Source organism: Paenibacillus paridis (assembly GCF_006345825.1).
Classification (GTDB): Bacteria; Bacillota; Bacilli; order Paenibacillales; family Paenibacillaceae; genus Pristimantibacillus; species Pristimantibacillus paridis.
In genome coordinates this window covers 139,487-155,669 of the sequence record NZ_VCIX01000066.1, presented here as the reverse complement: position 1 = coordinate 155,669, position 16,183 = coordinate 139,487, and the positions used below count along the sequence as shown (strand labels likewise).

General features: G+C 50.8%; 14 protein-coding genes. 9 read left to right on the top strand and 5 right to left on the bottom strand.

All coding sequences use genetic code 11. The features are described from left to right. Positions 1 to 340: 340 nt before the first annotated feature. Both nagA and nagB read right to left on the bottom strand, forming a co-directional pair. Positions 341 to 1,528, bottom strand: coding sequence for an N-acetylglucosamine-6-phosphate deacetylase (gene nagA, locus FJQ58_RS03490; protein WP_139991038.1), 1,188 nt, complete (start codon positions 1,526 to 1,528; stop codon positions 341 to 343). Continuing rightward, the gene (gene nagB, locus FJQ58_RS03485; protein ID WP_139991037.1) at positions 1,529 to 2,254 is read right to left on the bottom strand and encodes a glucosamine-6-phosphate deaminase; all 726 of its coding nucleotides are present in this window, start codon (positions 2,252 to 2,254) and stop codon (positions 1,529 to 1,531) included. Between the two features lie 216 nt (positions 2,255 to 2,470). On the opposite strand from nagB, the gene FJQ58_RS03480 reads away from it, so the two are divergent. The 8 genes from FJQ58_RS03480 to fni all read left to right on the top strand — a co-directional run bounded on the left by FJQ58_RS03480 (position 2,471) and on the right by fni (position 11,645). Then, positions 2,471 to 4,054, top strand: a complete 1,584-nt coding sequence (locus FJQ58_RS03480; RefSeq protein WP_139991036.1) for a phytoene desaturase family protein — start codon at positions 2,471 to 2,473, stop codon at positions 4,052 to 4,054. Beyond that, on the top strand, positions 4,045 to 5,553 hold the full coding sequence (locus tag FJQ58_RS03475; protein WP_139991035.1) for a phytoene desaturase family protein: 1,509 nt from the start codon (positions 4,045 to 4,047) through the stop codon (positions 5,551 to 5,553). The genes FJQ58_RS03480 and FJQ58_RS03475 overlap by 10 nt, the downstream gene beginning before the upstream one ends. After that, positions 5,538 to 6,425 carry a phytoene/squalene synthase family protein gene (locus FJQ58_RS03470; RefSeq protein WP_238403759.1) on the top strand — a complete coding sequence of 296 codons (888 nt, stop codon included), beginning with the start codon at positions 5,538 to 5,540 and terminating at the stop codon, positions 6,423 to 6,425. Before FJQ58_RS03475 ends, FJQ58_RS03470 begins: the two co-directional genes overlap by 16 nt. Next, positions 6,422 to 7,174, top strand: a complete 753-nt coding sequence (locus FJQ58_RS03465) for a carotenoid biosynthesis protein (RefSeq protein ID WP_238403757.1) — start codon at positions 6,422 to 6,424, stop codon at positions 7,172 to 7,174. Before FJQ58_RS03470 ends, FJQ58_RS03465 begins: the two co-directional genes overlap by 4 nt. After that, positions 7,143 to 7,895 (top strand): lysophospholipid acyltransferase family protein, encoded by a 753-nt coding sequence (locus tag FJQ58_RS03460; RefSeq protein ID WP_139991034.1) that lies wholly within the window; start codon positions 7,143 to 7,145, stop codon positions 7,893 to 7,895. The genes FJQ58_RS03465 and FJQ58_RS03460 overlap by 32 nt, the downstream gene beginning before the upstream one ends. Further along, positions 7,871 to 9,022, top strand: coding sequence for a glycosyltransferase family 2 protein (locus tag FJQ58_RS03455; protein WP_139991033.1), 1,152 nt, complete (start codon positions 7,871 to 7,873; stop codon positions 9,020 to 9,022). Before FJQ58_RS03460 ends, FJQ58_RS03455 begins: the two co-directional genes overlap by 25 nt. Continuing rightward, the gene (locus FJQ58_RS03450; protein ID WP_139991032.1) at positions 9,019 to 10,512 is read left to right on the top strand and encodes a phytoene desaturase family protein; all 1,494 of its coding nucleotides are present in this window, start codon (positions 9,019 to 9,021) and stop codon (positions 10,510 to 10,512) included. The genes FJQ58_RS03455 and FJQ58_RS03450 overlap by 4 nt, the downstream gene beginning before the upstream one ends. Before the next feature lie 77 nt (positions 10,513 to 10,589). Further along, the gene (fni, locus tag FJQ58_RS03445; protein WP_139991031.1) at positions 10,590 to 11,645 is read left to right on the top strand and encodes a type 2 isopentenyl-diphosphate Delta-isomerase; all 1,056 of its coding nucleotides are present in this window, start codon (positions 10,590 to 10,592) and stop codon (positions 11,643 to 11,645) included. Positions 11,646 to 11,736: 91 nt separating this feature from the next. Here the strand turns inward: fni and FJQ58_RS03440 are convergent, their stop codons facing one another. The 3 genes from FJQ58_RS03440 to FJQ58_RS03430 are packed head-to-tail and all read right to left on the bottom strand — an operon-like array spanning position 11,737 to position 15,253. Further along, positions 11,737 to 12,828: a Ger(x)C family spore germination protein gene (locus FJQ58_RS03440; protein WP_139991030.1), complete on the bottom strand. Its 1,092-nt coding sequence runs from the start codon at positions 12,826 to 12,828 to the stop codon at positions 11,737 to 11,739. Then, entirely contained in the window at positions 12,825 to 13,925 is a 1,101-nt protein-coding gene (locus FJQ58_RS03435) for a GerAB/ArcD/ProY family transporter (RefSeq protein ID WP_139991029.1), read from the bottom strand. The genes FJQ58_RS03440 and FJQ58_RS03435 overlap by 4 nt, the downstream gene beginning before the upstream one ends. Beyond that, positions 13,922 to 15,253 carry a spore germination protein gene (locus tag FJQ58_RS03430; RefSeq protein ID WP_139991028.1) on the bottom strand — a complete coding sequence of 444 codons (1,332 nt, stop codon included), beginning with the start codon at positions 15,251 to 15,253 and terminating at the stop codon, positions 13,922 to 13,924. The genes FJQ58_RS03435 and FJQ58_RS03430 overlap by 4 nt, the downstream gene beginning before the upstream one ends. Before the next feature lie 183 nt (positions 15,254 to 15,436). Here FJQ58_RS03430 and FJQ58_RS03425 point away from each other — a divergent pair, with 183 nt between their 5' ends. Further along, positions 15,437 to 16,183: a class I SAM-dependent methyltransferase gene (locus tag FJQ58_RS03425; protein ID WP_139991027.1), complete on the top strand. Its 747-nt coding sequence runs from the start codon at positions 15,437 to 15,439 to the stop codon at positions 16,181 to 16,183.

The following is a 16,183-nucleotide window of genomic DNA, read 5'->3' as shown; positions in this document are numbered from 1 at the left end:
TGGCTGCCTACCATGAATGGCGAAACAACCGTTGATATCCATTCCGATAAGCTAGATGAGATTTTACACACAAATTTGGACTTGACCCCCAAAGTAACCCATTTGAAGCCGCTGGGTTAGAATAGATCTATTTTATAGATCTATTTCATCCAAATTGGCGATTTCCGCCAAAATAGATCTAAAAAACAGATCTATTTCTCCGAAACCCAGCCATATCCAGTCCATTTTGGACAGCTGAGCTAGATCAAATTTTACAAACCAATATGGACTTGATTCGTTTCTTCTTCTTTCCTATAAAAAAACTCCCCCAGCAAGCAAAATGCCTGCTGAGGGAGTTTTTTTATAGAGCTTCAAATACGGAACGTCCTTGTACCCACGTTTGCTGCACATTAAGCTGGGCGTCGATCCATACCAGATCGGCTTGCTTGCCGGTGGAGATCGAGCCGGTACGGTCGAAGAGGCCAAGCTGTTTAGCAGCATTGCTGCTGGCTAGTCGGCTAACCTGCGCGATCGTGAGGTCGGTGTGCTCAAGCATGAAGCGAACGGCGCCAATCATGGTTAAGCAGCTGCCCGCAAGAGCGTTGCCCTCCAGCAAGCGGGCTTCGTTATTCTTGACCACTACAGCCAAACCGCCAAGGCTGTACTCCCCGTCGGGCATGCCAGCCGCGGACATGGCGTCCGTAATTAGAATGATTTTATCTTCTGGCTTGGCGGCAACCAGCAGCCGTACGGCACCCGGGTGGACATGAACGCCGTCAGCGATGAGCTCGGTGGCTATACGGTTATCCGTCAGCACGGCGCCAAGTGTGCCCGGCTCGCGGTGATGCAAGCCGCGCATGGCGTTATAGGTATGGACGGCCTGTGATAGCCCGGCATCGGCTGCGGCAATAACTTCGTCATAAAGAGCGTCCGTATGCCCGCAAGCGGTATTAATGCCTTGCTCAGCGAGCCAGGCAATCGTCTCTAGGGCACCGTCTTTCTCGGGGGCAAGCGTCAGCTGACGAATTAGCCCTGGCCATTGCTCCACCCATTGCTTCATCCATTTTAGCTGCGGATCTTTGATGAAAACCGGATTTTGCGCGCCAGGCCATTTTTCGCTAATGAATGGTCCTTCTAAGTGAACGCCGTATAATGCCGCATAGGGCATCTCGTTTCTTTGGTAAGCATCTACTGCATGGAGAACGGCTTCAATGTCTGTTTTGGCAGCGGTCATTGTAGTGGCAAGCATGCCAGTCGTCCCTTGCGATGCATGATATTTCGTAATCGTATGGAAGCTTTCGCTGCTTGCATCCATGAAGTCGGCTCCATAGCCCCCATGGACGTGCACATCAATGAAACCTGGCAGTAGGTAGCCTCCACGCCCGTCTATTACTTGCACTCCATTCAAAGCACTTACCGCTTCTGTGCTTGTATCAGGCAAAATGTCTGCTATTTTTCCGTTTTTAATCGAAACGTTCCCGGTTATAACCTCATTCTCAAGTACGATGTTTACATTGCGAATAAGCCAGTCAGCAGATTGTTTCGCCATTTAATCCAACATCCTTCCTGCCTCGCGATCGAGCAGTACGATTACGCGTGCATGTGTTTGGAGCAATGAGGCTGGTACGCTAGTGGTAATTGGCCCGGTCAACGCTTCTTTGACAATCTCCGCTTTATCCGCCCCGCGCACGGCAAGCACGATCGTGTTCGCCTTTAGAATCGAGCCTACGCCCATTGTAATGGCATAATTGGGAACTTCGTCCATGGAGCTGAAGAAACGGGCATTCGCTTCACGTGTTTCTTCCTTTAGCTTAACGGCATGCGTGCCGCCGGAGAGATTCACGTCAGGCTCGTTAAAGCCGATATGCCCGTTGTGGCCGAGACCAAGCAGCTGCACATCTACCGGCTGTGCTGCAAGCATAGCATCGTAGCGCGTAGTTTCTTCTTGAAGGTCATCAGCCATGCCGTTAGGCAGATGGGTTTGAGGAGCAGGGATATCAATATGGGAGAATAAATGCTTATTCATATAATAAGCGTAGCTTTGATCATTTTCCGGTCCAATGCCGACATATTCATCCAGATTAAAGGTTGTTGCTTCCTTGAAGCTGACTTTATTCTCATTGAACCTTTCTACTATTTTGTCATATATACCGATGGGTGTCGATCCTGTTGCCAGACCGAGAACGGCATTCGGCTTTTCGTTGACGGTATTTATAAAAAGCTCAGCTGCGTAAGCGTCTAATTCTTGCTGCGTATCAAACTTAATAATTTCCATATGTGTGCCTCCTAAGGGGATTCGTTACTTTCATTTTATATGAATTCCGACAGATTAACAATATAAAATGATTGTAAAAATCAAATTAATGATTGTAAAAATCATTAATTTGAGGGACAACATATGTGCCCCATCTTAATAGAATAAAAGATAGACATGCATGATTCTTGCTTTCTGTCTTTTCATTTACAGTGTTTGATAGCGTATGTATAATGTATGTATAACATTTGTATAATATGGGGTGGAACTTTGAACAGGGGAAAAAGCGTTATCGTCATTGGTGCGGGACCAGGCGGACTAGCTTCGGCGATGCTCTTATGCGCCCAAGGCTATCGCGTTACTGTGCTAGAGAAACAACCCTATGTAGGCGGGCGGACTTCTGCTTTAAAGGTAGGGGCCTATACATTCGATCGCGGTCCAACCTTCCTGATGATGCCTCATTTGCTTGAGGAGCTATTCCATGCGTCAGGACGCTGGCTTCATGATTATATTAAGCTTGTTGAAATTAATCCTCTTTACCGCCTGCAATTCGGCAAAACCAGGTTTGAGCCTTCGAGGGACCAAGAGCATACGGCAGCTGAAATCGACCGCGTATTTCCTGGAGAATCGAAGGGTTATCGGGCATTTATGAAAGCAGAGGGCGAGAAGTTTAATCGAGTCATGCCGCTTCTGCAAAGGCCTTTTGCCAAGGTGACGGACTACATACGCAAAGATGCAATCATAGCGCTTCCGAAGCTTCATCTAACCGACCATGTGTATGGCCGGTTATCCCGCTATTTTAAGGATGACCGCTTGCGATACTCCTTTGCTTTCCAATCTAAATATTTGGGCATGTCCCCATGGGAGTGCCCGGGCACTTTTACTATTCTTTCCTATATTGAGCATGCTTATGGACTATGGCACCCGATTGGCGGGGTTAACCGGGTGTGCGAGGCCATGAGCGAGGTCATCGGGGAATATGGCGGAGAGCTCCGCCTCGGCACAGGCGTGAAGCAAGTGTTAACCGATCAGCGTAAGGCTACGGGCGTATTGCTTGAGAATGGCGAAACGCTTGAAGCCGATCATGTTATTTTGAATGCGGATTTCGGTACAGCGATTACTCAGCTCTTTGATCCAAGCCAGCTGAAGAAATGGAAGCCTGAGAAACTTGCGAAGCTAAAATGGTCCATATCAACCTATATGCTCTATCTCGGTATCGACCGCAAAGTGGATATGCCCCATCACACGGTGATGTTCGCAGGCGATTACAGTCTCAACTTGAGAGAAATGACGCAAGGCAAATTAAGTGAGGATGCTTCGATTTATGTCCATAATCCAAGCGCAATCGATCCAACCTTGGCTCCGCCCGGAAAATCAGCCCTTTATATCTTAATGCCTGTGCCCAATCTCGATGGTGAGACGAATTGGTCCCTGCCAGACACGCTTGCAGCCGTGAGAGAGCAGGTGCTGCTCCGCCTTGAACAGGAGCCAGAGCTGAACGGCTTGAGCGGCTGGATCGAAGAGGAGAAGGTTATTTCTCCGCTGGATTGGCAGCAGTCCATGCACGTATATAAAGGAGCGGCGTTTAATATGGCTCATTCGCTCGATCAAATGATGATGCTGCGTCCGCATAACCGGTTCGAAGATATCGCGAACTGTTATTTGGTCGGTGGAGGCACGCATCCAGGCAGCGGGCTTCCGACTATATTTGAATCGGCACGCATCAGCGTCAAGCTGTTGCTGGAGCAGGATGGCCGCTCCAAGCCGTTCGAGCAGCCGGTCAAACGTAAGCAGCGGGAGGAGGCAGCGGTATGGAGGTAGCCATAATCGGCGGAGGCGTTGGCGGTATGATCAGCGCGCTTCTCCTTGCGAGAGCGGGCGTAAAAGTGGCCTTATTTGAGCGCCAAGAGCAGCTGGGCGGTAGGCTCGCCTTCGAGGAGGGGCAGGGGTATCGGATCGACCGCGGCCCTACGATCGTTCTTTTGCCAGAGATGCTTCAATCGATTGCGAGAGAAGCTGGCATCGGTGACGATGAATATGAGCTGCTGCGCTGCGATCCCATGTATCGGTTTCATTATCCGGACGGCTCTCAGCTTACGAAATGGACGGAGACGGACAGGATGGCGGAGGAGCTGGAAGCCATATCTCCTGAAGAGAGCAGCGCCTACCGCCGCTACATGCGGGATATGCAGCCGGTGTTTTTGGAAGGCAAGGCATTGTTCCTGGAGAAAACCTTTCTGGAGCGCCGCACCTTCTTTTCCTGGCGAAATATGAAGCTGCTAGCCAAACTGCGGGTTTATAGCAATGTACGGCAAATGGCCAAGCGCTATTTTGGAGATCATAGAGTGATTGATGCCTTTTCGCTGCAAACGCTGTATGTTGGCGGACTGCCCTCGGGCTCCCCTTCCTTGTATACCTTTATTCCATATGCGGAGCATGCTTTTGGCATTTATTATATGAAAGGCGGCTATGCCAGCTTTGCTGAGGTGCTGGAGCGGGCGCTTTATCGCGAGAACGTGACCGTATATAAGGGGAAGCGGGGAGCAGTCAGGCAGATTGTAACCGTGGATGGCGCGGTCAAAGAGCTGCTGCTGGAGGACGGTACAAGGCATGCGTACGAAAAGATCATATATAACGGCGATTTCCCTCATTTGGCCGGCATGCTGCAGGGCGTCAAGGAGCCGATGAAGCCACGGGAGTTTACGCCTTCCTCTGGCTGTGTCCTAGCCTATATCGGAGTAGGCAAACGCTGGGAGAAGGGGGATTTGCGAACTACGCATCAATTTGTAATGCCGGAATCCTTGACGGACAGCCTTCGGTCGATCGCTTCGAATAAGAGGCTGCCGGGAGAATCCGAGCGATTGCCCGCGTATTACATATTCAATCCTTGCGAACTCGACGAGGAAGCAGCGCCTGCGGGGGAAACGGTTCTTTATTTTCTCATTCCCGCCCCTATTCCGGTTGAGCCCCATTCTACGTATGACTGGGATAAGGAAGGCAGCCAGCTGGTCGAGCGTGTGCTCGAAGATGCGGATAAACGATTGTTCCCGGGATTAATCGATGCGATCGCTTGGAAGAAGATAAGAACACCGAAGGACGGTGCGAATGAGGGCTGGTTCCAGGGAGGCAGCTTTGGCATTGCGCCAACCTTGTCGCAATCCGGGCCGTTTCGCCCGCAATATGCGCCTTACAAAATTAAAGGCCTATACAGTGTCGGAGCTTCCGTCCATCCTGGCGGCGGCGTCCCGATTGTAATGCAAGGGGCTAAAATGCTAGTTAATCACTTAGTAGAGGAGTGGGCAGCTTGGAAAGTCAATTAAGCGCAACGCTCAAAGCATGCGAGCATATGATTCGCGAAGGCTCAACGACATTTTATAAAGCCTTTAGCTTCTTGCAAAGCCCGCGTAAGGAAGCGGTCTATGTCATTTACGCCTTTTGCCGCATGATCGACGACGCGGTTGATGAGCCCGAGCGCTCTCCTTATTCACTTGAAGAACTTGCTCGCCATTTCACACAGCTGGACAAGGCAGAGGGCCATTTCATTTGGCCGGCCCTGCGCTGGCTTCTGGAAAGGTTTCCTGTCACCAAAGAGCCTTTCTTTCGCCAGATGGAAGGGCAGCGGCTTGATTATGAGCTGACGCATTACGATACGATGGAGCAGCTTGAAACCTACAGCTATCTTGTGGCAGGCACGGTCGGGGAAATGCTGCTCCCGGTGCTGCATGACGCTCCTGATAAACACGTGATAGCCTCGGGCATTTGGCTCGGGAAGGCGATGCAAATCGTTAATATTGTTCGTGACGTGGGTGAAGACCAGGCGAAGGGACGCAGATACGTCCCGCTGGATCTTCTGAACAAGCATGGCTATACCGAAGCGATGTGGCAGCAGAATATGATCAACGACCAATGGAGAAATGTCATTCGGGAGCTTACTTCGCTGGCGCATGCCTGGTTTGCAAGAGGACTGCTGGATGTAAGCCAGTATCCGCGCACCAGCAGCTTCTGCGTAGAGCTGTCTGCCCGCATGTACGAAGCCATTCTGGAGGATGTGGCGGCCCATGATTACGATGTATATAGCCGAAGGGCGTATGTGTCTACTCTTGGCAAAATGGCCATTATGAATCAATTGACTTTGAAGTATGGATTAAGTGTATTGCAGTTAAAATCTAACGCAAGCAGCGCGGTATCATGAAGGCTATCCGTTATTTATTTTGGTGCTGGCTAGTCATTGGCTTGACACTTATGCTGTTCTACAGGGTGCCGGAGCCTCTTGGATTCAGCAATGGATTATTTCTCGTTTTTTTCGCGCTATATGCCTACACTTTGGAGCAAAAGGCGCTCGGAGGATTTAACCGCACAATGGCGTTCCGGGCTTTGTTTGTGGGAGTGTTCACTTTCGTTCTCGAATGGGTCGGCACGGAAACGGGCTGGCCCTTCGGTCATTATGAGTATAGCGGGACGCTGCGGTTTTGGGACGGGGGTGTCCCGGTTGCGATTGGTTTTGCTTGGATTGGCGTCATGTCAAGCGGAGTCATGCTCTCTTCCGCCCGGACAAAGCTGGGACGCGCGGTTCAAGTAGGGGCATTTGCGCTGCTCTTTGATTTGGTGCTGGACCCGGTTGCCTTTGCACAGCAGTTCTGGATGTGGAGCAAGGAAGGAGCCTTCGGCACCTATTATGGGGTACCGCTGCAAAATTTCATCGCATGGTTTCTAACCGCTGCGCTGCTGTCCTATCTTTATCCGCTTAGGCATCAACATGTACGAGCGGTACCGTCGATTTATCGCGAAGGAACAAGACTCTATCAAGGGATGCATCTCATGTTCGGCCTGCTTGCCTTCAAAGCTTCCTTGTGGGGACCGCTTCTGACGGCTATCGCAGCGATCCTATGGCTGGAAGGAGGGCTGCGGCTTGATCGAAGCAAGCAAAAGCAAAGCATTTGACCGGCTTTTTCTCAAATACAACGAAGCTTATTTGCTCCGCAAGCATTTCCGCTATGTTGGTTTTCAAGGCGAGCTTGATCCGTATGCTGACTGCAGCATTCTCTATATTATGAATCATAGTTCTTGGTGGGACGGGCTGCTGGTTTATGCGCTATTTCGTAAAAAGTCACAAAACGACCATTACGTCATGATGGAGGAGAAGCAGCTCCGTCAGTTTCGGTTCTTTCGCAAGCTGGGCGCCTATTCCATTGATAAATCGACGCCTCAAAGCCTTATTCCTTCCTTGCGGTATACATGCAGGCTGTTGAAGGAAGGCAAGCGCGTCTGGATGTTTCCGCAGGGAGATATTCAGCATTTGGAGCTTCGGCCGCTAGTGCTTAAGGAGGGGGCGGCTCATGTGCTGAAGCAATGTCCACAAACCGTCGTTGTCCCGATAACGGTATACTATTCCCTCTTTCACCATCAGAAGGCTGAAGCAACAATGCTGGCAGGAAAACCGATCGTTGCAGCCTGGGATCAAATGGACAAGCGAGTGATTACGGCACGGTTAGCTGCGGCGCTGGAGGGACAGCTGGATACGCACCGGGCTCGCATCATCGATGGCGGCCAAGAGGTATCTGCCGAATTTGAACGGCTAGTGCGGCAAGGAAGCTCAACAAGCGAAGCCTTTACGGCATTTAAGAGGAGGGTGAGCGGATGGAAATCGTTCTTTGGTCGGTAGCCGCATTGCTGGCGCTGCAGCTGGGATTTGCCGCTTGGAACGTTCGCCAGCTGCCCTTATTTGGCCAGCTTGGCCAACCATCAGGCAAGTGGCTTCCAGAAGAAGGCGTGCGGCTGTCAGTTCTCATCCCCGCAAGAAACGAGCAGGGCAATATTATCGAATGCTTGCAATCCATTCAGCGATGCTTACCTGCAAATCAGAGTGACAATAGGATAGAAGTGATCATCTTGGATGACCGTTCAGAGGATGAAACGGCCCGCTTGGTCGAGCAATTTGCAGAGAAGGATCAGCGCTTTCGGCTTATTCGCGGTTTGGAGCCGCCAGCCGGCTGGGTAGGCAAAGCCTATGCCTGCCATCAGCTCTCGATGCAGGCTCGCGGCGCTTGGTATTTGTACGTCGATGCGGACGCGCGGCTGCGCCAAGGTGCGCTTGAGACGGTTCAGCAGACGATAGCTGGAAAGCCGGCTGGTTTCATCAGCGGGTTTCCAGAGCAGCATACCGGCAGCTGGCTGGAGAAGCTGGTTGTACCAATGATGGGCTTTACGATTGCCTGCCATCTGCCGATCAGGCTCGTTAGCGCTTCTTCGGATCCGCGGTTTGCAGCCGCGCATGGCGGTTGGATCGCCATCAGCAGAGCTACTTATGCAGCGGCGGGAGGGCATGAGGCAAACGCCGGACAGCTTGTCGATGATGTGGCCTTGATGCGGGCCGTCAAGCGAGCCGGCCATCCCGTTGTGCTCGCCGATGTGCGGCAGCAGGTTTCTATGCGCATGTACCATAACGCTTCAGAGGTATGGAGCGGCTACAAAAAGAACATCTACGCAGGCGTGGGCCGCAGCGGTCTGCTGCTGTTAGTGGTGCTTGCCTCTTATGCTCTGCTTTATATGGTTCCGTTTATGCTGCTGCTAGCTTCTCCGCTTTATCCAGCCCTTTTTCCTTCAGCGTTAACCGGCTATCTTCTTGGCATAGCCGTTAAGGCAGTCGCAGACCGCTATCAAGGGCAGCCGTGGCTGCTTGCTTTGTTCATTCCTTTCAGCATTGGAGCGGTTGTTGCGATTGGAGCGGCCTCTTGGCTCTCAGCCAAATCTGGAACCGGCTACGTCTGGAAAGGGCGGATGTACGAATGAGCGACGTTAAGCGGAAAAAAGTCGTTATTATCGGAGCAGGGCTTGGCGGTTTATCAGCCGCCATTCGCTTGGCACATGCGGGCTTTGAGGTACGTGTGCTGGAGCAGCAGCAGACGGTTGGAGGCAAGCTGCAGCGGGTAACCGCTGAGGGCTACCGGTTTGACCGGGGGCCGAGCACGATCACGCTGCCGCATTTGTTCGCTTCGGTATTTGAAACGGTTGGCAGACGGATGGAAGACTATATTACGTTCGAGCGGCTTCGGCAGGCGACGCGAAATGTATTTGCCGACGGAGCGATCGTTGATCTGACAGCTTCGGCAGCGGAGACGGCGGAGCAAATCGCATGCTATAGCAAGCAGGATGCAGCTGCCTATGCTGCATTTTGCAAGGAGGCGGCACGGCTGTATCGCCTGGCAGATGAGCGTTTTCTTGGCCGGCTGCTGCTGGACGCTCGGGATAAGCTTGATCCGAGATTAGCCGCAGGATTTCTGCGGGTTAGGCCGTTAACTAATCTGAACAAGCTGCTGCGTCGATATTTTCAGCATCCGAATACGCTGGCCATGCTGGGCAGATATGCAACTTATGTTGGCGCATCTCCTTACGAATCGCCGGCTATTTTTGCCATGCTCGCACATGTAGAAAGCGAGCTGGGGATTTATCGTGTGCAGGGAGGCACGTATGCAATCGCGGAAGCTTTTGCAAAGCTTGCGAAGGAGCTTGGCGTTGTCATTCAGACGGGCGTAAGTGTGAGCCAAATTATGGTGAAGAACGGCTTATGCCGCGGCGTTGAAACGGAGCAGGGCGTGTTTGAAGCGGATATTGTAGTTGCCAACGGAGATGTTCTGTCCGTCTACAGCTCGCTTATCAAGCCGGAGCATCGTCCGTCGTTCACCAATGAGCGAATCGACCGCTATGAGCCCTCGTTATCGGGGTTTGTACAGCTGATTGGCATCCGTCGCACCTATGAACAGCTGCTTCATCATACGGTTTTCTATCCGGAGCGTTACGAGGATGAATTTAGCAGCATTTTCAGACAACGGAAGCCGCCGGCAGAGCCGACCATTTATATATGCAATGCAGCCATTTCAGATCGGCAGGCAGCTCCGGCAGGCGGAAGCAGCTTGTTTGTGCTGGTCAACGCTCCTTATGTGTCAAAGTCATGGAGCTGGGAGCGGGAAACCGAAAATTATGCTATGCTAGTACGTAGTCGTCTTGCCGGATTTGGTATAGATTGCTTGGAGCAAGCAGATGTAACCATTACATACACGCCAGAGCAGTTGGAGCGGGATACGTCCGCGCACCGTGGCGCGATATACGGGATTTCCTCGAACGGGGCTAGACAAACCTTTTTCAGGCCAAGTAACCGATCCCCAGATATTCAAGGATTGTGGTTTACAGGAGGTACGACGCATCCCGGAGGCGGAACGCCAATCGTTACGCTATGTGGTCAGCTTGTTGCTGAGGAGCTTATCAAACAGTACAGGAATTGAAAAGATAGAGAAGCGCAAGGATGGCCGCGTCGCTATAAAAGGCGCTGCCAAGATGCGCTTGCTTGGGAGGAACAAGCATGACAGTTGATCAGCAAGCAGCCACCGCGAAGCGCAAGGGCGAGCATATCCGTATTTGCTTGCAAGAGCAGGTAAACAGCGTGGGCATCGAAACGGGCTTGGAGCGTTATCGCTTCAAGCATAATGCACTGCCCGAGCTTTCGTTCAGTGAAATTAAGCTGGACACGGAATGGTTTGGCAAGAGGCTGGGAGCACCTTTGCTCGTTAGCTCTATGACTGGCGGAACAGACGAAGCAGGCGCCATCAACCGCCGTCTGGCCATTGTGGCAGAGGAGAGAGGCTGGGCGATCGGATTAGGCTCTATGCGCGCTGCCATAGAGAATGAGCAGCTCGCAGCCTCTTTCTCCATCCGTAAGGATGCGCCTTCGGTTCCGGTCATTGCCAACATTGGAGCGGTACAGTTCAATTACGGCTTTGGCGTGGATTCCTGCCGCAGAGCGGTGGAGATTGCAGAAGCCGATGCGCTCGTTCTGCATTTGAACAGCATGCAGGAGGTATTCCAGCCCGAGGGGGATACGGATTTCCGCAATTTGCTGTCAGCGATTGCACAAGTATGCAAACGAGCCGGTGTTCCTGTCGGCATCAAGGAGGTCGGCTGGGGAATTGACGCCGATACCGCTGAAGCGCTTATGGAAGCAGGTGTTTCCTTCATCGATGCGGCTGGCGCAGGCGGAACATCTTGGAGTCAGGTCGAGAAATTCCGATCGCAGGACGAGCTGAGAAGACAAGCTGCCGAAGCATTTGCAGATTGGGGAATTCCGACCGCAGAAAGCGTAACGGAAATTCGCTCGAGGCTGCCACAGGCGAATATCATTGCCAGCGGCGGCTTGCGGACGGGTGTCGACGCGGCGAAGGCGATTGCGCTAGGCGCGAATCTGGCCGGGTTTGGCCGAGTGCTGCTGCCGCAAGCAGCCGGGGGCAGTCATCAGGTATCGCAGGAGCAGCTGCTTCAGCAATTCAAGCGAATTGAATTCGAACTGCAAACGGCCATGTTCGGAATCGGAGCGGGCTCGATCAACGAGCTGCGCGGGACGAAGAGGCTGCTGCTAAAGTAAGGTTGCAGCATAATAGATAGGGCGTGGGAGCAGCCGGAAGGCGGCAAGCACGCCCTATTTCTATTTTGTGTCAAGGGCAGCCGGCGAAGGCTTATTTGATTAAGCCCGTACCTTCGATAATAATATTGGCACGGACCACGAATTTGATGGTCGGGTACATGGACTCCCATTTCTTAAAAGCGTCAGAACCGGGATGAGTTGCCCGGTAGCGGAGTCCGAAACCAATGGGATCGACACCTGCTTTTTGAATTTTGCGGAGCAGCTTAACGCAGGATTTGGCATATTCTTTATTAAGGTCCTCTTGGACCGGTCCCCATTGGTCGGAGTATAACCCTTTTGGCGCTTCTTCAAACACGACCTTCATTTTGACATCCATCGTTATGGTATCTTCGCCGTTTTGTTGCCCGATCCGAAATTTGGAATGGATTTCAGTAATGGCCACAACAAGATCAAGCCCTTCAAACATGCCATGCATGGACGATTTGGTGAAATCGTTAGCAAGCTGGTTATAAAGCTGCGCTTCGGAGGGATTAAGAACAAGGCGGACTCTCTTCTTATCGAGCAATGCGGTACGGTTGATAATGAAGCTCTCCTGATTATCTTTGGCGATAACGGGCATCAAGGGATCAAGCCCTTCCTCTGAAGCTCTTCTAGAAAAATCGGACAACGATTCAACATAGGTATAAGAGGATTCGGTCCCATCTGCCCCAAAGCTTAAAAACAGCGTATTGCCTGGATAACGCTCGGATAACGGATTCACTTTCAGCAGACTTTCGGCATCCGGCTTACCGATGGCAATATTGGCTACGCTTTGAATGTCTCTTCTGCGCATCATCCACTCCAAAGCGCCTTGATAATCGCTATTCGCCACCTTCTCGCCAAGAATAAAGATTTTGCAGTGGCCAAAATCAATCTCCTTATCCACGTAGGCCTTTAGCATTCGAACCCCTTCGGCAATGCTGGGTGCATCTATCGTTTCAATTTGCGTTTTGGATGCGCCGGGCTCGATTTTCGGCGAGGGGACGGCAAGCTGAAGCGTTATCCGGTAAGGTTTTTTGTCGTTTTCCGATTGATCAATGCCAAGGGCGACAACAAAAAAACGTTTGTCGATATCTTTAAAGCCGCAAGCTCCAAGCAAGCAAAGCGTCACGATGGCAAGGGAAATTCGAATCATTGCGTTCATGTGGTTTTGGGCCTCCTTCGACTGAGCAGGAATACCGTTAGAACAATGACGAACTCAACGAACATTCTCACGACCAGCCAGTATGAGGTAATAAACATATTCATTTTCTCATTCGTCAGCAAGAGGTACAACATCGTCAGACTGGCGAAAATGCCGATGATGACGTAATTGGCGACCGGTGTTTTGGGACTGTCGATTTCCGGCTTATAATTGCGGAAGCAGCATTTAATAAATTCCATCGCTTGATGCCAGCCACACATCGTATACACAAGTGTTAAGTTTAAGAAAACGATCAGAAACAGGAACAATACCCGCTCAATAAAGCCATATTGCATAATGAGCGAATCTGCGGTTACGCTCCAAATGTAGGTGTACTGGTTGACTGCTTCCGTCCCGTGAAAGCCGATCGGCACAAAAAACGTGATCAGCATGATGGTTATTCCAAAAACCGGGTAAATCCAGCGGAACTTGAATCGGAAATTGGGAGGCAGCAGCCGGTTGAACAATGATAGATTAATATAACCGGTAAATATAAAGCTGGCGGCAGCGACGGCTGATAAGGTAGGCATGGCGGTCACGTAATTAGCGACTACACGAATCGCGTCAAAATTTAATTGCGTGCTGCGGACGGCCTTGAACAAAATAAAGATAATAACCGGAGCATTGACAATAAGCCCGATTTCGATAACAAACATGACGGACAGTGTTGAACGGGTTGCCGCGTAGCCGCAGGCGAGAATGAGCATGGTCAAAATAATGATCGAATTTGCGTCCGGATTAAAGAAGCGGTTAATTAAAATAGCGTAAGCGACAACAACGATCGTTGTGCCGAACCACCACATAATTGCAGAGCAAAACATACAAATGGCGACCAGCCACTGCGGGAAATGCAGTTTCAAAATTTCGGGCAGGCCTTTGCCAGGATAGCGGGCCATTGCGCTTGTATACATATAGACAAGAATGGTGCCGATAACCGTGCCAACAATCATGGAGGACACGGCGCCGCTGAAGCGGGCTTCAATCAAAATATGCGGGACGAATAGCAGCAAATTGATAAAACTAACCATAATAAAGTTGTAAAACACATAGCGGTTCACTCTACATTCACCTGCCCGACATCTCCTTCCAGCGGTCTTAATTTACCGAAAATGCGCATATATGGCTTGCCGAAGCTTCTCAGATTGCAAAGGTAAGTGATGTAGACAAACAAGCCCACGGCCACGCCTGTGATGCCGAAAAAGATGGATACGGCAATCAGTGGATATTTCAAGAAACGGATCGCAAAGGAGAGAGAATTGACCGGGATAACGAAATTGGAAATGGCGACAACCGACGTAACGATAATCATAATGCTGCTCACCAGTCCAGCCTGCTGGGCAGCCTGTCCCAGAATAAGCCCTCCTACTGTAGTAGCGGTAGAACCGATATAGCGCGGAAGACGGATACTGGCTTCAATCAGGGTCTCGATCATGAATAGCATAATAAAAACTTCGACAAATGACGGATAGGGAACGCCGGATCGGCTGCCCGCAATCGAGAAGGCCAGTTGAACACGGAATACCTCCGGATTATAAGAGACAACCGAAATGTAGAGGGCTGGTAGGGTAATGGTCAGGACAATGGACGCGTAGCGCAGAAAGATCAGAAAACGGGTCATCCAATAAGCATCGTAATCATCTTCCATAGCATGCATGAAATCAAAAAAGGTAGCCGGCAAAATAATGGCGAACATATTCCCTTTGAGCAGGATGACAACCTTGCCTTTGGAGATCGCTTTCGAAATGCGGTCGGGCCTCTCTGTAATCAGGATCGTAGGAAATAGGTGCTTGCGCTTGCCGACGAGCAGCTTCTCCAGTTCTCCAGCGGCGTGCAGCATCTCTACGTTAATCGAAGTCAGCTTGTCGCGAACGGTATCCAGCACGCTAGGGTCAACCCGGCGTTGGTCAAATAAAGCCAAAATCGGAGTTTTGGACAATGATCCGATCGTATGCTCCTCTACCGACAAATCGGGAGAAGGGTACATGCTGCGAATAAGATTGAGCGAAATATTCAAATCCTCGCTAAGCGCAAGCTGTGGGCCTTGGATTGCGCTCTCTACCTGCGTCTGAGGATTCTCGATGCTGATAATGCGGGAAGCATCAAAGGCATAGATGATTTGGTTAGCCTGAATGAGCACATGGCCGCGCAGAAGCAGCTCCTGCCACTTGGCGATATCCTCTACTTGGCGATATTCCGGATTCGTATCCAGCTGGCTCTGAAAGGGATAGGCATCCTTCGTGAACGGGACGATAATAAAATCGTTTATTTTATTCTCTTCGCAAAGCGGGGCGATATAAGCGATTTCAATGGACATTTCGCTATTTTGCAAATGTTCAAATTTAATGTCGACGGCTTCGGCAAACAACAAGCGCAGACGTTCATTCATAGCGGTTCCCCTTTTTAAGAAGTGATTCCAAATTGGATGATCTGGATAAGCTTCCATAGTTTGTGTTGAAAACCAAAAATTATGCCTGTTCCAATGAGCTTTGCCAGCTTGTTGGAATTCAAGTACAATGAAACATACATAAAGAACGGCAGTGTGTACGCCCTTAATGAAGGAGAGCAAGGAATGAAACCATGGTACGAACAGAGCTTCGGCTCCGATTATATGCTTGTCTATAAACATCGTAACTGGGAAGAAGCCAATAAAGAGGTTGGCAAAATGATCGGATGGCTGCAGCTGCCAAAGAAAGCAAGGGTGCTCGATATTGGTTGCGGTATGGGAAGGCATGCGCTTGCCATGGCAAGAAGCGGCTATGCGGTTACAGGCACCGATTTGTCTCCTGTCCTGCTCGAGGAAGCGAAGTTCCATGACGAGGAGGGACAGGTCAACTGGGTCCCTGGCGATATGCGCGAGCTGCCGTTTGAAGCGGGAAGCTTTGATGCGACGGTGAATCTGTTTACTTCCTTTGGCTATTTCTCGTTAGAAGACGACAATATTCATGTGCTTCGGCAAATACGAAAAGTGTTGCGGCCGGAAGGCTCGTTTCTCATCGATTTTCTTAACCCTGTTCATGTGGCGCAAACCTTAGTTCCCCGATCGGAACGTATAGATGAAGAAACTGGTTTACATATTTTGGAGGAACGATCCATTTTGAATGGTTGGGTACAGAAGGAAATTACGGTATATGATCCGCGGAAGCGGGAAGAGCAGAGACAGTATTTGGAGCGGGTTAGGCTGTATCAGAGGGATTGGTTTGAGCGGAACCTCGCCTTATGCAGTCTCGGACTAGAAAAGCTTTACGGAAATTACGACGGATCCGCTTATGAGCAGGAAGCTTCGCCGCGGATGATAATGACGGGAAGGGCGCTATGA